Genomic DNA, 19,479 nt, shown 5'->3' on the forward strand with positions numbered 1-19,479 from the left:
TTAGTAATTCTTTAAACACTGAAACAACTGCTTGCAGTTGTGTTCGCTAATCTGTGGCACGAGCTATATGAGCTAGTGTTACACAATATGAAATTTTTCTTGATTAAGTTGTTGTTTTTTGTATTTGTTCCGAGTTTATCAATGGGGTTATATAGTATGATTGATCTTGATCACTTAAAGGTTATTGTTGAAATCAAACTACATCATAGCGCTAATAATGCGTGTGCATGCACCAAATTATGTAAGCGAATTACAGTTGTTTTCGGAAAAATACAAGTTACGCCGAGCATCTATCAGCTTGGGGAATAAAAATATGATCCTTATCATTAACGTGATGTGATGGATGAGAAAGTGAACAGTCACATGCATGAGCATTAGGACATATTGAATGTTGCAACACACTCTATTCCTGTCAATTTTCAGTGACACTTTTTTGGCTCGGTTCTTGCTGTTACTTTCTAAGGTAGAGAAATGGAATAATAGGTGGCAACGAATTGCCGCTTTGTTAGGAGAGAACATGAAGAAGTTTCAATATACTGCTGTTGCTTTCGCAGCAGCAATGGTGATGTCAGGTTGTGGTTCCAGCAGTAAGAGCAGTACAGGAAGTAATACCAAACCATTGTCACCATCTTACGTTAATCTGCAGTTTGTCCAGCTCGCTCCCCCTCAGGCGACTCAGAGAGCGGGCTGTACTTTATTTGCTCAAGATGAAAATGCGTCTCCTAAGCAATATACGTATGCTAATTTAGCGCGCGATGTTCGCGTGCAAATCAATAATGCGGATGGCACCATTAGTACCCAGCTTGCAGTGTCTTCCTCTGGTCTTCTTCGACTAGACAAAAACAAGGTTCCTGCAGGAGGCTTTGTGACTATTATTGATTCACCAAGTAATGCGGATCCATATTATCGGGTTCTTTCTATTCAAAAAGACCTGATCAATAACCAAGTGATTAATGTGGGAAGAAACCAAGGGTCGGTAAATTGCTACGTTGCAAACCAAGCTCCGAAAAATAATAAAACAGGTTACGCTTCCGTTGGTAAAGTTGGTCTGACTGTTACAGATTACGAATATGATTCCATTCTTCAGTCAAGTGGAAGAATCAATTCAGATGCATTTGAAACTCAATCTCTAAATACAGAGGCTGTGTTGGTGCGGGCATACAACAACACAGATTTAGTTGGTTATGCAATGGTCGATAATTTGACGCCTAATGCATTTGAGGACGTAAAGCAAATAGAGGCATTAACAGAAACCATTCCAGGTTCGATACTAACAACGGGACATACACTGTCTTCTATAGATATTAGTATGCACAAGTCGCCCTATAACTATTTGTGGGAAAGCCCTTCGACTTCTTCGAATTCATTCGATATAAAGTCAAACTCTGACTTAACCTTTAACTATCGAGCCAATGGAAGGACATCCACTAATTGGGATTTTGCTGTAAACGGTATTGTTGGCAGTTCGCTTGATATTCAAATCCCTAGCTCATTAAACTTAAACGATACGTCACCCGCCATTCAACAGGACAGTGTAGGGTACAGTTTCGTTAATGAAGGGGTTTCCACCTCAGGAAAGACGTTCATTGTACGTTCAAGCTACGACAAAACACATTCGTCAGGCTCGACACTGAGCCATGTTATTTACTCGAACTCGACTCATGGCAACACTAAAATTCCTGAATTGAATTTGGCTAACCTTGGTCCTTCAAGTGCCGTAAATGTCAAAACCACTTTGTTTGAAGTGAATTCTATCACCCCCAAATTTGTCCGTTATGCCATGACAGATACTGGTAAGGCTGATGTAGTAAGAGAATTGCGTTTACCAAATCAATTAGCCGATGAAAAGAACACACTTAGCCACTCAACTTATACGAAAGTGTCGAGATAGTGCTTATCGCTAAATGAGATAGTGCTTATCGCTAAATGAGATAGTGTTTATCGCTAATTAATGTGCTGTGTTAATTTTGAGTGTGACTCAAGTTAATTTTTAAGAGCCTCATCATTGAGGCTCTTTTTACATCATTATCCAGATTTGTTGAAGATAAAGTCTGGTGGATGAATACTTATTCAGTTATATTGTCTGAATAATGAAATTTTCAAGGTTAATAATATGTTGCAAGAAGGTTTCTGGAATGCTAGCTTGTAACATAATGAGAGGTCGGAGTACCTTGCAGTCGAAAAAATACAGGGAGTAAAGCGCATGAAGGACGTAATCGCGCTGGATATAAAAGAACTGCACAAAACATTCGGTCAGAACGAAGTTTTAAAAGGCATTTCATTAGAAGCCTATAAAGGGGATGTCATTTCAATTATTGGCTCTTCCGGTTCAGGAAAGAGCACCTTCCTTAGATGCATCAATCTGCTTGAGACACCTACTGCCGGCGAAATATGGGTAAATGGTGAACTGATCCAAATGAAGCAAAATCGTCGTGGCGAGTCTCTGCCTGCAAATGAAAAACAAGTGCAACGAATCCGTTCTCGTTTAGCGATGGTTTTTCAAGGGTTTAACTTATGGTCGCACATGACGGTATTAGAAAATGTCATGGAAGCACCTGTTCATGTGTTGGGCATTCCAAAATCAGAAGCGAAAGACAAGGCAGAAGAACTGCTGAAGAAAGTTGGTCTCTACGAACGTAAAGATTATTACCCTGGTCACCTTTCGGGTGGGCAGCAGCAGCGCGCGGCAATCGCCAGAGCACTGGCTGTAGACCCAGAAGTGATGCTCTTTGATGAGCCAACATCGGCACTGGATCCCGAGCTTGTCGGTGAGGTGTTGGGGGTGATGCGTGATCTCGCCGAAGAGGGCAGAACCATGCTCGTCGTTACGCACGAAATGGCTTTTGCCCGTGATGTTTCCAATCATGTCATGTTTTTGCATCAAGGCTTAGTGGAAGAACAGGGAGATCCATCTAAACTATTTACAAACCCTGAGTCCGAACGGCTTCAGCAGTTTATATCGTCAATTTATTAAGCATTGTTTGCTTAAGTATTGTTTGCTTAAGTATTGATTTAAGAATAATTGGTCACTAAGCACCAAAGTAAGTAAACACAATATTTGAAACCATTCACAGGAGTATGGAAATGAAAAAATGGTTACTGGCTGCGACATTAGCAGCAACCGCTGTTGCAGGTACTGTTCAAGCAAAGGATTGGAAAACAGTCCGTTTTGGAATTGAGGGCGCGTATCCTCCGTTTAGTTGGACAGAAGCCGATGGCTCCTTGAAGGGCTTCGATGTGGATATGGCCAATGCTCTGTGTAAAGAAATGGCGGTTACATGTAAAATCGTTCCACAAGACTGGGATGGCATTATTCCTTCTCTCCTCGCACGTAAGTACGATGCAATCATTGCGGCGATGTCGATCACTGATGAACGCAGAAAGAAAGTTGACTTCACTGGCAAATATGCGCTGATTCCAAATAAATTCATTGCCAAAAAAGGTGCCAACATCAACTTTGATAATCTTGATGGTGTGAAGATTGGTGTTCAGCGCGCGACAACGCACGACAAATACCTAACGGACAATTACAAAGCGGTTGAGATTGTGCGTTACGGCTCATTTGATGAAGCGTATTTAGATTTGGCGAACGGTCGAATAGCGTCGGTTTTGGGTGATGCATCTGCACTGGAAGAAGGCGTACTCAACAAAGACGGTGGCGATGCATATGAATTTGTCGGCCCCTCTCTAACCGATCCTAAGTGGTTTGGTGAAGGTTTTGGTATCGCTGTTCGCAAACAAGATAAAGATCTTACCGCTAAACTTGATAATGCAATCAAGTCGCTGCGTGAAAAAGGCATTTACCAAGATATTGCCGCTAAATACTTCAAATACGACGTATACGGCGACTAATTTTCACTTTTCTCTTCATTCAAGAAAGTGAGACGATAAAAGCAGAGGTTTCTTCGCCTCTGCTACTTCAAAAAATACGGTCTTAATTCTTTCTTCTCAGCTCGCTGTATTACTGGATGTAAATATGCTGGATCTTCAAGGATACGAAGTCTCGATATTAAAGGGCGCGTTACTCACGATTGAAGTCGCGATCCTATCACTGATTCTCGCTATGGTATTAGGTATGTTAGGGGCGCTCGCCAAACTAGCACCTTATCGCTGGGCGCGTACTATTGCGACGCTATACACAACCGTCATCCGCGGCATCCCCGATCTTGTACTGATGATGTTGATTTTCTTCGGCGGTCAGATTCTGCTTAACAATAGCCTATATTCGATCAATGAATGGCTGAATGAGTGGATGACGTCGAGCAATCCTGAGCATGAATGGGTGTCCTACCTGCCCGATTATATTGATGTCAGCCCGTTTGTCGCTGGTGTATTGACGATAGGGTTTATATTCGGGGCTTACATGGCTGAAACATTCCGTGGCGCCATCATGGCAGTAGACAAAGGGGAGCTTGAAGCCGGCAAGGCGTATGGTATGAGCAGTGCTTTGGCGTTTCGACGTATCTTATTGCCTCAAATGATTCGCCACGCATTACCCGGATTTGGTAATAACTGGCTCGTATTGCTTAAAACGACGGCTCTGGTATCGATTATTGGTTTAGAAGATATGGTTCGAGTAAGTTCTTTGGCCGCAGGCTCCACCAAAATGCCGTTCACTTTTTACATGACCGTTGCCGTTATTTTCCTCATTTTTACGAGCATATCTACGGGCTTTCTTAAGCTTGTAGAGCGAAAATTCAGTATTCACGCGAGGTAATCCTATGGACTTTTCATTGATAATAGAAAGTTTCCCGGTTTACTTAGAAGGTTTGTGGACCACAGTATGGTTAGTAGGTTTGGCACTGATTATTGGGTTGATGGTCGCGATACCTTTAGCGGTAGCGCGTAACAGCGCGAATTATCTGATCAGTATGCCTTCTTGGGGGTTCATTTATTTCTTTCGTGGAACCCCGCTCTTGGTTCAGCTCTATCTGATTTATTATGGCATGGATCAGTTCTTCCCTGTGAAAGATACGCTGTGGGAAAACGCTTGGTTCTGTGCGCTTGTTGCCTTTGTGTTGAATACGTCGGCTTATACCGCTGAAATCATACGTGGTGCAATCAATGGACTTCCTAAAGGCGAAGTTGAAGCGGCAAAAGCGTATGGAATGAGTGCTTGGAAAACATACCGAAGAATCATTTTACCGAGTGCGTTAAGAAGGGCATTGCCAGCATACAGTAATGAGGTGATTTTTATGCTTCATGGCTCGGCTGTGGCAGGCATTGTAACTATTTTAGACTTAACGGGGGCGGCAAGATTGGTGAACTCACGCTACTATGCTCCGTTTGAATCATTTCTAACGGCAGGGCTCTTCTATATGGGTCTGACCTTTATTATTTTGGGTTGTTTTAAAGTCGCAGAGAAAAAATTTCTGGCTTATTTACGTCCGCTGTCCTAATTCGTTCTATTCACGCCCTGTCAAAAAAGCCGCATTAGAAAAGCTCAATGCAGAAGGTAAAGAAACCAAGCATTGAGCTTTTTCAGTTTGGATCTCTTCGTTTATTCGACAATCTCTCCTGCAATAACGGAGGGTTCACCCGAAACCGTTGGCATCACCCCAATATTGGCATTGCCAGAAATGGAGGTTGGAACAGGTACGGTCGGATCTTCCAACGTAAGCGCAGTACATTGACCAGTGGCGTCTTGCATTTTCTGCTCAATTTCCGTTGCCTTGACAACATAGATATTGTTTGGACCCACAAGCGATCCATCTTTCAAAGAGAACTTAGGACGATACTGGTTACCTTGCTTCTCATAAGGAATTCCCCATAAATCGCCGTTTCCGCCATAGTTCAGCATGAACGTTTGCCCAGCATAGTTTCCAGCGTTACCAGAACGGTCATTACCATCACTGTGCGTATAACTGAACTGAATTGGTTTATCAAAGGTAACAATATTATTTTGGCTATTACGAACGGTGGAAAGCTGGTTCCACTGACTGATGCCGGTTTCCCATACGTAGTAGGTTGTTACAACGCTAGGATCGTAAATATCCCAGATATTGGTCAAAGTGGCAGCAATATCACTAGTAACCATGGGACCTGAACTCACTCCCCAGCTGTACGGAGAGCTACTGAGCTGCTGCTGAGTAATGGATGAGTGGTATTGAACGGGCTCACTGTTACTTGACCGAACGAGTGTGAGTGCATTGTTGCCTGAATCAGAGAATGAGTAATCAATCGCAGAAGCAACGTTGGTGACTTGCGCAGAATAAGGGCTGCCAGAACCGTCAAAGTTTGCCAAGTCACTCAAATTCAGTGTACCAACAGGGCATCGATCAAAACACTTAAGTGCAACAGATCCGGATTCCAGTAAATCCCCTGTCCCTACTTCACCGCCGTTAATGAAAGTTCGTTCGAAAAAGGTTAGCGCACTGCTACCGTAGAGATACTGAACGTTACCACCAAGTTGGTCAGACCACATATAAATGGATTCACCAGCCGATAGTGATATTAACTGTTGGATGTCGAAGTTGGTGATTTGTTGTCCATTTTCTCCCCAAGTCAGTCCTCCAGTGATATAGAAGCCATCAGCCCCCACAGAGTCCTCATTCACCGTTAGGTAATTAACAACCCATTGATTGTATTCTGAGCTGTATACATTGGAATCCCAATATGAAAATAAAACGCCGCGGGCATTGCTTAACGCCAGCGTTTTCGCTTCATTCTTAATTAAGCGACCTGGCGCAGTAACCAATGTGTAGCTTTGGTTTACACCAGTGTTATGATCTTCGGCCACCAAGGTTGTGCCATTGGGTAACGTGGTATCGCTTTCGGTCCAAACCCCCCAGTATCCAACATGTCCGTAGGCATCCACCTGTGTATCGTTATTGCTATCGTAGCGGAAAGAAAAGCCACTGTTTAACGAAACACTTGCTCCAGTAGACGCGTTGAAGAGATCATAGCGATGAACGGAATCAGTGAACTGAGTTCTATCCAGACATTGCCCTGAGTTGCTCCCTGTTTTAAAGGGGAGGCTGTCTATGTCTGCTGCATCCTGAATAAGTACATTGTTGGCATTAAATGCTAAGGCGTATGCACGTCCATTGTTGCTTCCGCGATCGGCTGAAGTAATGGCACTTCCTGTTGAGCGATCGGCACTCATCACCACACTTGCACTTTGAACATACGTATCTACCCCTCTTGTGCTGGACTCATACAAGGTAAACCCGATTGAATTTTCCAGTGAATCCGTAGCCACAATTTCGCCCGCTCCGTTTTGTGTGCCCTCCAATTGGTCAAAAAGTTCGAAGTTAAAAGTAAATGCACCAAATGGATTACTGTCGCTAGCGCCAGCGGTCACTTCAGCCTTAAATTTTATGGCTTGGTCACCACCACCACCGGACATTTTGGGTATCCAAACATTGATTATCAACGGGTCACTATCGGATGCTCTTGTCACATTGGCGACGGCTTTTAGATAAGAAGGCGTATTCGAAGCACCAGAAGATTGACCTGTCGAGCCGTCATCTTCATTTTCAAAACAGGCGGCTTCATCCGCTAAAACAAGATAAGGACCTTGATTGGCAAAACTCGTTGCCTTGAATTGAGTGGTAAAACACAAAATGCTGTTTACAAGCTCTATGGGTTCTAACGCTTCAACCCACACATGTGAGCGTTGGTTAGCATTCGAATAATCAGTTCCTGCATCGTCAAAAGCGGTCATACCTGCCCCTGAAAAAGTCAGGCTACTTGCGAGTAATAAATTAATTATTTTCATTGGTGACAACCTCTAATTGTTCTGGAAGAACCAACTGAGATGTCGGAGTGGTTTGGGATTGAGCTGCGGAACCGCTGCTGTCACAGCCACTTAACCCTAATGCCATAACTAAGGTAAGTAAGCCGCCAACGATGACTTTTTCCATATAATGTCTCCCTAATGTAAGCCTCAAAATAAAATATAGAAGGCCGTGGCAAGAAGGCATTACAAAAACTCAATTAATTAAATTTAATATAATAAACAATGCATTATTGTGGCTTTAATGTTGTTGAATTAATGATTGGGTTGATTTCGTAAAGTTCTATTGAGCTTATAAGTGGATATTTAGATGCGGAGCGACTAACCCAGTATGGAGGATAAAAAAAGCCCAAACCACGAGGGTTTGGGCGGATACAAATAGGAGTTAAAGAAAAAAGCAGCGTTTGTAACAAGTTGCAGGAATAAAATCAGTCTAATACGGCCTTAAACTCAAAATGCTCTGCTTGTTACGTAAGATAGGACTGACCAAATTTCATTTAGTTCAAATTATTTTTAAATTTCTCCAGTATCTAAAAGTGTTTAATGATGAGGTGATGAATTTGTGATGTTATCGTCTTGTTAAATTAGTGGTAGAGGAGTATATTTTCAAACAAGCGTTTAATACGAGTGATTAAAATGAGTGCAAAGAATAAAACCAAAGATAAAATCTTAGATGTAGCGGAAGCGCTCTTTGCTGAACATGGCTTTAATGATACTTCGTTAAGAACCATAACAAGTAAAGCAAACGTGAACTTGGCTTCTGTTAATTATCATTTTGGAGACAAGAAAACGTTAGTCCGAGCGGTACTCAACCGTTACCTTGAAGCGTTCATGCCTGCTTTGGGAAAGGCGCTATCGGAGTTAAATCAAACAGCGGACTATTCAATGGAGGACGTCTTCCAAACGCTAAAACAGCCCCTTCTTTCATTAAATACGCTACGTCCAAACGGTGCGAGCCGCTTTATGTCATTGATTGGGCGTGGGTATACCGATGTGCAAGGGCATTTACGTTGGTTCATTACGACGCGTTACGACGAGGTATTGACTCAGTTTACCTCTTCGGTCAGCCAAGCAAACCCTTCCCTGACTCCGGAAACACTGTTCTGGAGGCTACACTTTACTCTAGGAACGTGCGTTTTCACCATGGCTTCAAGCCAGGCATTAGCCGAAATTGCCTTTAATGATTTTGATAAACAGGTGGACTCAGAAGCCATCATTGACCAACTCATACCCTATTTAGCGGCAGGTGTTGCCGTAAAGTAACAATCAGGTCATCAGAACCTAACCCAATACAAGAATAAATATCAGTTATATAAAGAAACAAAAGGACTGAAACATGAGCTCTCTAAAACAACTAAGAAGAAAATGGGTCAGTGATCCAGCGTTCAAATTCTTCAAAAAAGTGCTGCCGCCACTATCCGACACCGAGAAAGAGGCAATGGAAGCAGGCAGTGTATGGTGGGATGGCGAGCTGTTCGGCGGCTCGCCAAACTGGCATATGTTGCACCAATACCCTAAACCGGAATTGACTGATGAAGAGCAACGCTTCGTTGATAACGAATTGGAAACGTTGCTTTCGATGTTGAACGATGACCAAATCGTCAGACATGATCGGGATCTTCCTGAAGAGGTTTGGGACTATTTAAAGAAAGAGCGTTTCTTTTCACTGATTATCTCGAAAGAGTATGGTGGACGGGAATTTTCTTCTTTAGCCAATTCAACCATTGTGACCAAGATTGCCACCAAGAGCATCAGTGCCGCAGTATGTGTCATGGTGCCAAATTCCCTTGGCCCAGGTGAGTTGCTTTCGCATTACGGAACACAGGAACAAAAAGACTACTGGTTGCCGCGTCTGGCAGATGGTCGTGATATTCCTTGTTTTGCGTTAACGGGCCCCGAAGCGGGCTCTGATGCGGGTGGCATTCCTGATCAGGGAACCGTTTGTATGGGCGAGCATGATGGGAAAGAAGTGCTTGGTATTCGGCTTAGCTGGAATAAGCGTTATATTACCCTCGCACCAGTCGCGACCGTATTGGGCTTGGCTTTTAAACTGAAAGATCCAGAAGGATTACTAGGAGATAACCCAGATCTGGGGATTACCTGCGCGCTGATTCCAGCCGATCACCAAGGTGTTGAATTGGGCGAGCGTCATGATCCACTCGGTCTTGCCTTCATGAATGGACCGACGCGTGGAAACGATGTTTTCATCCCCATGGACTGGTTGATTGGTGGTTCCGAATACGCCGGAAAGGGCTGGCGTATGCTGGTGGAATGCCTATCCGCGGGGCGTGGAATCTCATTGCCAGCACTAGGTACATCAATTGCGCACTTAACCGCTCGCACGACGGGTGCGTACGCGTATGTTCGTAAACAGTTTGGTATGTCAATTGGTCAGTTTGAAGGCGTTGCAGAAGCCATGGGGCGAATAGGGGGGCTTACATACCTTCTTGAGGCAACGCGTACGTTAACGACAACGTCGTTGGACATGAAGGAAAAGCCGGGCATTGTCACCGCCATCGCCAAATACCACATGACCGAAATAGCACGTGATATTTTGAACGATGCTATGGATATTCACGCAGGTCGAGCGATTCAGACAGGGCCAATGAACTATCTTGCGCATCACTACTCGGGCATTCCGGTCGCGATTACGGTGGAAGGTGCGAATATCTTGACACGTAATCTGATGATATTTGGTCAAGGTGCGACACGGTGTCACCCCTATGTACTAAAAGAAATGGAAGCGGCCGCGAATCCAGATTCAAATGAAGGGGCAAAAGAGTTTGATAACCTGCTTTTTAAACACATAGGACACGCAACGAAGAATGCGTTTGGTGCTTTTGGCGCTGCTTTAACTGGGTCTAAGCTCGTATCGGCGTCCATGAGTGGTGAAACGAAAGCGTATTATCAGCACATGACTCGCTTAAGCCGTGCTCTAGCTATAAGCGCGGACGTTGCCATGTTGACACTTGGTGGGGAGCTCAAGCGAAAAGAGATGATTTCCGCTCGTTTGGGAGATGGTTTGAGCTACTTATTCATGGGATCAGCCGTATTGAAGAAATACGAGGATGATGGTAGACAGCAGTCAGATCTAGATTACGTCCATTACGCCATGGCTCATTGCCTTTACCATGCCGCACAGTCGTTGCAAGAAGCGTATGCCAACTTCCCCTCTAAGGTTGCAGGTAATTTCTTAAATTTCCTAGTCTTCCCACTCGGGAACCGATTCAAAAAAGCACCGGACGACAATGCCATGGCTATTGCGAACAGCCTTATGACGCCTGGAGCCCATCGAGATCGCCTGACTCACTTATGTTATGTCGGTAAAGACAACGACGATCCTGTTGGTTTAATGGAAAATGCATTCATGGCGATGTACAAAGTAAGAGGGCATGAGCGCAAGGTTATCCAAGGCATAAGAGAAGGCAAAATCGACAAGAAAGCCCCACTCAATGTTCGACTGGATCAAGCACTCGAGCATAAGATTTTGAATAAAGTCGAAGTGGATGAAATCTTAAGTGCGGATAAACTTCGCTACATGGCAATCCAAGTGGATCACTTTAGCCATGATATGACCGAAACGCGCACCCACAAAACCAATGAGATTTCGCTCAATAGCGTTGCGTAAGCTTCGAATTACCCTGTATTAGAAAAGCGCTGCAGAAATGCAGCGTTTTTTTGATCAAACAGCTCCAACCACTTTCTCATTTTGTAAGAAATTAGGTGCGAAACGGTGTGTAAACTTTTATCCTAGCAACGTTTTTTAAAGGGAAATGAATATGATCATCAAACCAAAAATTCGTGGCTTCATTTGCACCACTACTCACCCAGTAGGCTGTGAAGCAAACGTAAAAGAACAAATCGAATATACGAAAGCACAAGGTCCTATCAAGAATGCCCCTAAGCGCGTACTCGTTGTTGGTTCTTCAAGCGGTTACGGCTTATCTTCACGCATTGCCGCTGCTTTCGGTGGTGGTGCATCAACCATTGGTGTGTTTTTCGAAAAAGCAGGCACAGAGAAAAAACCAGGCACAGCCGGTTGGTATAACTCTGCTGCGTTCGACAAGCTAGCGAAAGAAGAAGGCTTGTACTCGAAAAGCTTAAATGGCGACGCGTTTTCAAACGAAGCAAAACAAAAGACCATTGATTTGATCAAAGAAGACTTAGGTCAGATCGATATGGTGGTTTACTCACTGGCTTCTCCAGTGCGTAAGCTTCCTGAAACGGGTGAAGTGATTCGCTCATCGTTAAAGCCTATTGGTAATACTTACACGTCGACAGCGGTTGATACAAACAAAGATCTAATCATTGAGGCGAGTGTTGAGCCTGCAACGGAGCAGGAAATTAAAGACACCGTTACCGTTATGGGCGGCGAAGATTGGGAGCTGTGGATTCAGGCTCTATCTGAAGCGGGTGTATTGGCGGATGGCTGCAAGACAGTAGCTTATAGCTACATTGGTACTGAGCTCACTTGGCCTATTTACTGGGATGGTGCGTTAGGTAAAGCGAAGATGGATCTCGACCGCGCCGCAACGTCGTTAAACGACAAACTGAATGCAACGGGCGGTAGCGCGAATGTTGCTGTGCTAAAGTCGGTTGTGACTCAGGCAAGCTCTGCGATTCCGGTTATGCCGTTGTACATTGCTATGGTCTTCAAGAAGATGCGTGAAGAGGGTGTACACGAAGGTTGCATGGAGCAAATCTTCCGCATGTTCAATGAGCGTTTGTACAAAGAAGACGGGTCTGCCCCAGAAGTGGATGATAAGAACCGCTTGCGTTTGGATGACTGGGAACTTCGTGACGACATTCAACAGCATTGCCGTGAACTTTGGCCACAAATTACGTCAGAAAACCTGAAAGAGCTGACGGACTACGCTGAATACAAAGAGGAATTCTTGAAGCTCTTTGGCTTTGGTTGTGAAGGTGTGGATTACGAAGCGGATGTCAATCCAGCGGTAGAATTCGACGTTCAAGATATCTAAGCAGTTGTGTATTAAAGAAAAGGCGCTCAGTGAGCGCCTTTTTTGTGACTGTGTAAATGAAGAGCTTCTAGGTAATGATGATCAAGAACGTACCTGCCAAAGTCATCAGGATATTGGCGATGGCATAAGTCCCCGCATAACCCAGAGCCGGAATCGTGGATTTCGCTTGCTCATTAACAACGTCCATTGCTGGACCGCATGTCCTTGCGCCAACAATGGCACCAATCAACAACGCTCGGTTCATTTTCAGCACATACGCACCCACCAGATAAGCCATCATGACGGGGATGACACTCACGAGCAAGCTGACGCCTAAGATTTGGGGGCCCACTTTCGACATGTACGAAACAATACTGTCACCGGCACTTAGCCCGATCCCCACCATGAAGAACATTAAGCCTAAATCCTTGACCATGTTCAAAGCACCTTGGGGAACGTAGCCGAAAGTAGGGTGGTTAGCACGTAGGAAACCCAGAGTAATCCCCGAAAGCAAAAGCCCAACGGCATTGCCCAAACCAAACGTAACTTGCCCGAACGTCATGGTGATCAAACCGAACAAAATGCCTAAGATGAAAAAGCTACAAAACGCCAACAAGTCTGCCATTTGGCTGTGAATGGAGATGAAACCGATTCGCTCAGCCAGCCCCATGACACGGCTTTTCTCTCCACTCACCTGAAGAATATCCCCTTTTGCAAGTACGATATTTAAGTCCATTGGCATTTCGATTTGTGCGCGTACCACACGGTTCAAGAAACAGCCATATTCGGACAAGTTCAAGTCGGAAAGCTTTTTACCTGCGATGCTGTCGCTTTTAACGACGATCTCTTCTTCAACAATACGTAAATCCAATAGATTCCGGTCGAACACTTCTTTACCGTTTCTAAAGCTGGGATCCAATCGGGCATGGCTGTCAGGGTAACCGACGAGGGCAATTTCGTCCCCTTCTTGCAAGATAGCGTCGCCGTCAGGGTGCGCGAGGATGCCATTGCGGCGAATACGTTCAATGTAGCAGCCAGTTTGGCGATAAATACCCAATTCCCTTAGGTTTTTCCCATCTGACCAGTCCACTAACTCTGTCCCTACGCGGTAGGCTCGAATTATCGGCAAATAGACTTTTCTCTGGGCGGAAGTATCGAGCCCGCGCTCTTGGGCAATTTGAGTGGCTGAATCTTGAAGGTTTTGCCTCTGAAATTTGGGTAGTAACTTAGCCAGTATGATCATACTGGTTAGACCGACCAAGTAGGCAATGGCGTACCCAACGGAGAGGTTCTCACGAACCTTATCCATTGTGATATCGGCAGGGACACTTGCTAAACCCGTTTTTAACGCATCTTGAGCACCAACTAGAATAGGTGTTGATGTTAAAGAGCCTGCCATCATCCCCGCAGAAAATCCGAAATCAAGCTCGATATAACGGCTCACAAAATACGTTATGGCGAGAGCGGAGCTCAGTACAGTAAGGCTTAAAATGAAATAATGCTTGCCGTCGCGAAAGAAAATACCGAAGAAGTTCGGTCCTGCTTCAATACCAACACAAAATATAAACAGCATAAATCCAATGGTTAATGCATCGGCATTGAAGGAAAAACCAAGATTGCCCATGAGTATGGCGCTAATCAATACCCCAATAGCACTGCCTAATTGCATACGACCAAATTGAATTTTGCCGATGCCTAACCCTATGGCAAGCACGACGAAGATAAGCAAAATAGGGTTTTGCTCTAATAACGTGACGATATCGATGTTCACTGCTCTATTAACTCGGAATCGCTGTGACAGAATAGAAAAGGAAGGTGAAGTGTAACTGAAAGTGTCAAAGGGAATAAGGGTTTTATACCCTTTTTTCTTGATTTCTTTGTTAGTTATTCATATCGACAAAAACAGCTCGTCGAAACGAGCTGCAATTGAATAAAATCAGAGCTTTGAGATTAATCGTAAAGTCCCAAGTTTTCTTTTGCGTAGGCTTCAAAGTCGGTGAAGCCACCCACATGGTCTTGATCAACGAAAATTTGAGGCACAGTTTCAACCGGCTTACCGACGGTTTTCTCTAGATCAGCTTTGCTGATGCCTTCAGCATGGATATCAACATAACGATAGTTAAAATCGTCACGCTCTTCTTTCAATTTATCAGCGAGGTCTTTCGCACGAACACAGAAAGGACATCCAGGACGACCAAAAATCACTACAAACATATTTTTCTCCTTTGTTCTAATGGTGCCACTATGCCTGAATAGCCTAGGGAAATAAAGCTTGAAAAACCATTTGCTTTAATAGCTTTTGTCTATCAATTTTTATTGAGTACAGTTGTGATTTTCGGCAAAGATCAAATTATGCCATAGGGCTAATATGGTTTGATTTAAAGGATTGCTAAAATCAAAGTTGGTTGCGAAACGCTTAAGGTCAAGATTCTTTAAGGCTAGTTGAAGTAAATCAGTGTTCAAGCTGGTGATCGCGGGCACTCCGTTAAGACTGTGCATATTTCGAGGTGGTGATATGTTTCAATTTATGACTTCGACAAAAATCGTATTTGGTGAAGGTGCGCTTGCATCGTCTTTGTCTACTATTTCTCAATACGGCTACAGTGCGTTACTTGTGACGGGTGAAGACCGAAAACGTGCTTTACCCATCATTGAATATTTTAATTCGCAATCTATTCGCTTCCATCATGTTGCTATTTCAAGTGAGCCCTTTATTGCGATGATAGAAGAAATTGCGGTGCAAGGAAGAAAGTTTCGTCCAGAAATGGTGGTCGCGATTGGTGGCGGTAGCGTCATTGATACAGGGAAAGCGCTGGCAGCCATTATTCCTAACCAAGGTAATCTTTATGATTACGTTGAAGTGGTAGGGCGAGATGTCCCGTTAAAATCGAAACCGATTCCATTTATCGCCATCCCAACCACTGCCAGTACTGGCGCGGAAGTGACCAAAAATGCGGTGCTTCGATCTGGGCAAGATCGAGTGAAAGTGAACCTAAAAAGCGCCGATATGCTGCCAGATCTTGCTATTGTCGATCCTGAGCTAACGTATGGTACGGACGTACAAACATCGGGAAGAGGCGCCATGGATGCTTTTACCCATTTAATGGAAGCCTACGTTTGCGGTGATCCGAACCCTCTAACGGATATGATCTGTGAAGAGGGGCTGCGCAGATTGTCAGGTGCGATTTTACCCGCGTGTTTAGATGACCATCCAGAAGCCCGATCCGATATTTCTTTTGCTGCAATGTTAGGTGGAATGGCAACCACCAATGCCAAGCTGGGCGCAGCCCACGGGCTGGCATTTGCTTTGGGTGGTAAGCTAAAAGCACCACATAGCGTGATTACCGCTCAGTTAGCCCCTTACGTCATGTTAGAAAACATTCATGCGGCTGAATTGCTTGGGCGAGACGATATTTTATCTCGCTACGAAACAATCGCTCAAATAGTAACGAAACAGCATGATGCGCATGTTGAAGATGGTGTGATTTGGGTTCGTGCAATGCTGGATAAACTCAAAGTGCCTAAGCTGTCTACTTTCGGAGTATGTAATACTTCGTTTGAGCAAGTGGCGGAAGACGCGTTGCGTTCGGTTGCGATAAAAGGCAGCCCAATACCACTTAACTACGATAGGCTGATCTATATATTGTCAAAAGTATGCCCATGTACAGGGGGGATCCCTCACCCAATAACACGAGCTTCTGAACAACATAGGACTTCCCAAATGGATAACGTGGAATTTCTAAGTGATAAGTTTGAAAGAGAAGAATAAAAAACGGAGCCATAGGCTCCGTTTTCAGTTAATAGAGAGTCGTCGCTACCGTTGATTTAGCGGCTTGCTGACCTTGTCTAAGGACCTATAGCTTAGTATTGCGCTATTTTGTCGTAACGTGAATCTTTCAATGCATCTTTAACACGCTTTAAGTTTTCTCTGAACCCAGAGCCGCGACGCAGTGTAAAGCCAGTAGCAAGGACATCAATCACCGTCATTTGAACAACGCGGCTCGCCATTGGCATGTATACGTCCGTATCTTCTGGCACATCTAATGAAATAGACAGTGATGAAGCACGATCAAGTGGAGAATCTTTTGCGGTAACCGCAATGACGGTTGCACCGTTTTCTCGGGCTAGATTGGCTATTTCAACTAAGCTTTTTGTTCGCCCAGTGTGAGAAATCAAAACAATAACGTCGTTATCTGTACAGTTAATGCAGCTCATGCGTTGCATCACAATGTCTTCAAAACAACTGATTGGGATATTAAAACGGATGAATTTGTTTTGCGCATCTTTGGCTACAGCAGATGATGCGCCCAAGCCAAAGAATGAGATACGCTTTGCTTGGGTAAGAAGGTCGACAGCTCGATTCACTTGCATGGAATCAATGCTGTTTTTGGCGACATCCAGACACGCCATCGTCGATTCAAAAATCTTATGCGTGTAGGCATCGGGCCCGTCGTCTTCTTCGACATTTCTGTTTACGTAAGGCGTACCATTCGCCAAACTTTGAGCTAAGTGGAGTTTGAAATCTGGGAAACCTTTGGTATCCAGACGGCGACAGAATCGGTTAACGGTCGGTTCACTCACATCTGCCATTTTCGCAAGCGTCGCAATACTAGAATGTATGGCGGTTTGAGGAGAGGCCATGATCACTTCGGCAACTTTGCGTTCAGACTTGCTGAAGTTCTCCAAATTTTTCTGTATTTTTTCTAATGTATTCATCGCGTTCACAAAGGTATAGAGAACATCTTCATTGACCCGATCTTTCCATTTATTCTGTAAACTGGGACTCTCAAGGAGCGAGTCAGAACGATCGCCGACGGTCAATGGCGTATACAGACGAGTATAAACTAAGGTGGTCTGTTGGTTGACTAAAAGACCCGCAATTTGGGAATTAAATGTCTATAATATGACAAGCCTCAAACTTAATTTCAGTTCCGAAATCAAATTGTTGGAGAAACCGCTCAGATAGCGCTATTCACGCCTATTTTACTGTGATCAACTTTCAATAGTGGAAAGAAAGTTTCATTTCTGTAAATTTCAAATAAATATGTGTGGAGTTGTGTATTTTTCTGTCTTGCCCTATTTTGCTAAAATTTTCTTTGAAAGCTCAATAACTTGAGTCATCAAATTTGGCAACTTAGCCGCAATTTCTCTTTGTTCTTGAAGAACCGATTGGAGGATGTCTTGTGTCGTAAGCGGATTGGCGAGTACTACACGAAACACGATGGTATGTCTAAAGCCCCATTTTTCGGGGTTTAATCGCGTTCTCGAAACGAATGTTTTGCCCGTTTCTCGTTGTTTCTTCTGAATCTGTTTTGTTAACGCATTTAATGCTTCGTGCAACTCGTCTAACTGCTTGTCGTCTGCGGCTTCAAGCGCTTGTTTTGCCACTTCTGGTACGTACCGGTATGTGAGCAAGCAAAGCTCGGGTTCTGTTACCAGCTCAAAGTCGGATTGCTTTGAAATTAGAGAAGCAAAATATTTTGCTTTATCGATACTTTGATCGATCAGCAATTCATAACCGGGGCGGCTGATAATATGCATGCTTGAATAAACCAGCATCGCCATTCCTGAACGGGAGCCTTCTAATGTGTGGCTGCCTAAATCCTTTGATCCCTTACGCAATATGTACTGAGCATGATGTTCAATGGCTGCCATAGCACTTGGATCTTTGAAAAGTACCATTCCCGCACCCATCGGAATGTAAAGCTGCTTGTGGGCGTCAATCGTGACAGAATCAGCTAATTCAATACCTTTGAGTAAATGGCGGTGGTTATTAGACATTAATGTTGCCCCTCCCCACGCCGCATCAACATGGAAGTGACAACCGTGTGCCTGACTGATCCGAGCAATATCCTCTAATGGGTCGATATTGCCTGTTTCCGTAGTTCCGGCTACCCCAACAATAGCAAATGGCTTAATGTTGCGTTGTTTTAGGTCGGCAATCTTTTGTTCGAGATCACTAGAGCAAAGCTTGTTTTGATTGTCGGTTTTAACCGTAACCAAACAATCTCTTCCCAAGCCGAGGACATCGGCGGCCTTATTTAAGGAGTAGTGACCACGTTCGGAAACCAAAACAGCCAAACCTTCATAGCCATAATGCTTCATCGCTTTGAAGAGCCCTTCTTTTTCTACCCCCGTAAAATTACCTTTCGGTTTTAGAGCGTTGTTTCTTGCCACCCATAATGCCGTGATGTTTGCAATGGTGCCACCAGAGCAAAATGCGCCAAGGGAATGGTTCGCGCTGTGCATCCATTGCTGATAAAAGTGAGGCGTCTCTTGGTAAATCAACCCGTGAAGCATACCAAGCACTTGGCGTTCAAGGGGGGTAAAGGCTTTCGATGTTTCAATTTTTACCAAGTTCTGGTTTAACGCAATCATGATCTTTGAAAGCGGCATCAGAAAATAGGGAAGTGCTGAGGTCATATGACCAATGAAGCTTGGTGCCGAGGTATGAACAGATTGAGAGACCAAATTGTCTAGCAAGCTTTGCGTGTGTTCAGATACAAACTGAGGGTGTTCTGGCAAATAGGGGTTAGAGAATTGCTTTTCAATGTCGGCTAAGGGTTTTTCTTCAGCGACGATATGTTCTCGCAGAAACTGATTTAAGTTTTGCGATAGCTTATTTTCAATGTGACCAAGTGTTGAGTCTGGTGCTTCCGGCACAGTAAATATTTTCAGCAAACTTTCAAAGCTTACATCTGCTGTCTTATTCTCAGATACCATAACCTTATTTACTTATATTTCGACATTCGCAAGCGGGTCAATCTAAACGAAAATGGG

At 44.1% G+C, this 19,479-nt stretch carries 15 protein-coding genes; 9 read left to right on the forward strand and 6 right to left on the reverse strand.

Annotation, left to right across the window (positions count from 1 at the left end; all coding sequences use genetic code 11):
• The first annotated feature begins 517 nt into the window (after positions 1–517).
• The 5 genes from HC752_RS06285 to HC752_RS06305 all read left to right on the forward strand — a co-directional run bounded on the left by HC752_RS06285 (position 518) and on the right by HC752_RS06305 (position 5,399).
• Entirely contained in the window at positions 518–1,891 is a 1,374-nt protein-coding gene (locus HC752_RS06285; protein WP_190334283.1) for a hypothetical protein, read from the forward strand.
• A 312-nt stretch (positions 1,892–2,203) separates the two neighbouring features.
• Positions 2,204–2,974, forward strand: a complete 771-nt coding sequence (locus HC752_RS06290; protein ID WP_190334284.1) for an ABC transporter ATP-binding protein — start codon at positions 2,204–2,206, stop codon at positions 2,972–2,974.
• Between the two features lie 110 nt (positions 2,975–3,084).
• Positions 3,085–3,852 carry an ABC transporter substrate-binding protein gene (locus tag HC752_RS06295; RefSeq protein WP_342029452.1) on the forward strand — a complete coding sequence of 256 codons (768 nt, stop codon included), beginning with the start codon at positions 3,085–3,087 and terminating at the stop codon, positions 3,850–3,852.
• Between the two features lie 124 nt (positions 3,853–3,976).
• The gene (locus tag HC752_RS06300; protein WP_190334286.1) at positions 3,977–4,717 is read left to right on the forward strand and encodes an ABC transporter permease; all 741 of its coding nucleotides are present in this window, start codon (positions 3,977–3,979) and stop codon (positions 4,715–4,717) included.
• A gap of 4 nt (positions 4,718–4,721) precedes the next feature.
• Complete coding sequence (locus tag HC752_RS06305; protein WP_190334287.1) at positions 4,722–5,399, forward strand: ABC transporter permease; 678 nt, start codon at positions 4,722–4,724, stop codon at positions 5,397–5,399.
• A 101-nt stretch (positions 5,400–5,500) separates the two neighbouring features.
• Here the strand turns inward: HC752_RS06305 and HC752_RS06310 are convergent, their stop codons facing one another.
• Both HC752_RS06310 and HC752_RS06315 read right to left on the reverse strand, forming a co-directional pair.
• Complete coding sequence (locus HC752_RS06310) at positions 5,501–7,720, reverse strand: hypothetical protein (RefSeq protein ID WP_190334288.1); 2,220 nt, start codon at positions 7,718–7,720, stop codon at positions 5,501–5,503.
• Entirely contained in the window at positions 7,707–7,865 is a 159-nt protein-coding gene (locus HC752_RS06315; RefSeq protein WP_190334289.1) for a hypothetical protein, read from the reverse strand. The genes HC752_RS06310 and HC752_RS06315 overlap by 14 nt, the downstream gene beginning before the upstream one ends.
• A 509-nt stretch (positions 7,866–8,374) precedes the next feature.
• Between HC752_RS06315 and HC752_RS06320 the strand changes: the two genes are divergently transcribed.
• From HC752_RS06320 to fabV, 3 genes are all read left to right on the forward strand, one after another.
• Positions 8,375–9,001 carry a TetR/AcrR family transcriptional regulator gene (locus HC752_RS06320; RefSeq protein ID WP_190334290.1) on the forward strand — a complete coding sequence of 209 codons (627 nt, stop codon included), beginning with the start codon at positions 8,375–8,377 and terminating at the stop codon, positions 8,999–9,001.
• A 73-nt stretch (positions 9,002–9,074) separates the two neighbouring features.
• The gene (locus HC752_RS06325; RefSeq protein ID WP_190334291.1) at positions 9,075–11,366 is read left to right on the forward strand and encodes an acyl-CoA dehydrogenase; all 2,292 of its coding nucleotides are present in this window, start codon (positions 9,075–9,077) and stop codon (positions 11,364–11,366) included.
• Between the two features lie 151 nt (positions 11,367–11,517).
• Positions 11,518–12,720, forward strand: coding sequence for an enoyl-ACP reductase FabV (gene fabV / locus HC752_RS06330; protein ID WP_190334292.1), 1,203 nt, complete (start codon positions 11,518–11,520; stop codon positions 12,718–12,720).
• Between the two features lie 67 nt (positions 12,721–12,787).
• Here the strand turns inward: fabV and HC752_RS06335 are convergent, their stop codons facing one another.
• Together HC752_RS06335 and HC752_RS06340 are read right to left on the reverse strand one after the other, a co-directional pair.
• On the reverse strand, positions 12,788–14,470 hold the full coding sequence (locus HC752_RS06335; RefSeq protein WP_190334293.1) for an aspartate:alanine antiporter: 1,683 nt from the start codon (positions 14,468–14,470) through the stop codon (positions 12,788–12,790).
• 179 nt (positions 14,471–14,649) lie between these two features.
• Complete coding sequence (locus HC752_RS06340; RefSeq protein ID WP_190334294.1) at positions 14,650–14,913, reverse strand: GrxA family glutaredoxin; 264 nt, start codon at positions 14,911–14,913, stop codon at positions 14,650–14,652.
• 301 nt (positions 14,914–15,214) lie between these two features.
• Here HC752_RS06340 and HC752_RS06345 point away from each other — a divergent pair, with 301 nt between their 5' ends.
• Entirely contained in the window at positions 15,215–16,468 is a 1,254-nt protein-coding gene (locus HC752_RS06345; protein WP_190334295.1) for an iron-containing alcohol dehydrogenase, read from the forward strand.
• Between the two features lie 92 nt (positions 16,469–16,560).
• Here HC752_RS06345 and HC752_RS06350 read toward each other — a convergent pair whose 3' ends face one another.
• Both HC752_RS06350 and panP read right to left on the reverse strand, forming a co-directional pair.
• Entirely contained in the window at positions 16,561–17,415 is an 855-nt protein-coding gene (locus HC752_RS06350; RefSeq protein ID WP_101114979.1) for a MurR/RpiR family transcriptional regulator, read from the reverse strand.
• A 360-nt stretch (positions 17,416–17,775) separates the two neighbouring features.
• Positions 17,776–19,422, reverse strand: a complete 1,647-nt coding sequence (panP, locus tag HC752_RS06355; protein ID WP_190334296.1) for a pyridoxal-dependent aspartate 1-decarboxylase PanP — start codon at positions 19,420–19,422, stop codon at positions 17,776–17,778.
• Between the last annotated feature and the right edge of the window lie 57 nt (positions 19,423–19,479).

Origin of the sequence: Vibrio sp. S9_S30, assembly GCF_014694455.1 — a bacterium.
Lineage (GTDB): Bacteria > Pseudomonadota > Gammaproteobacteria > Enterobacterales > Vibrionaceae > Vibrio.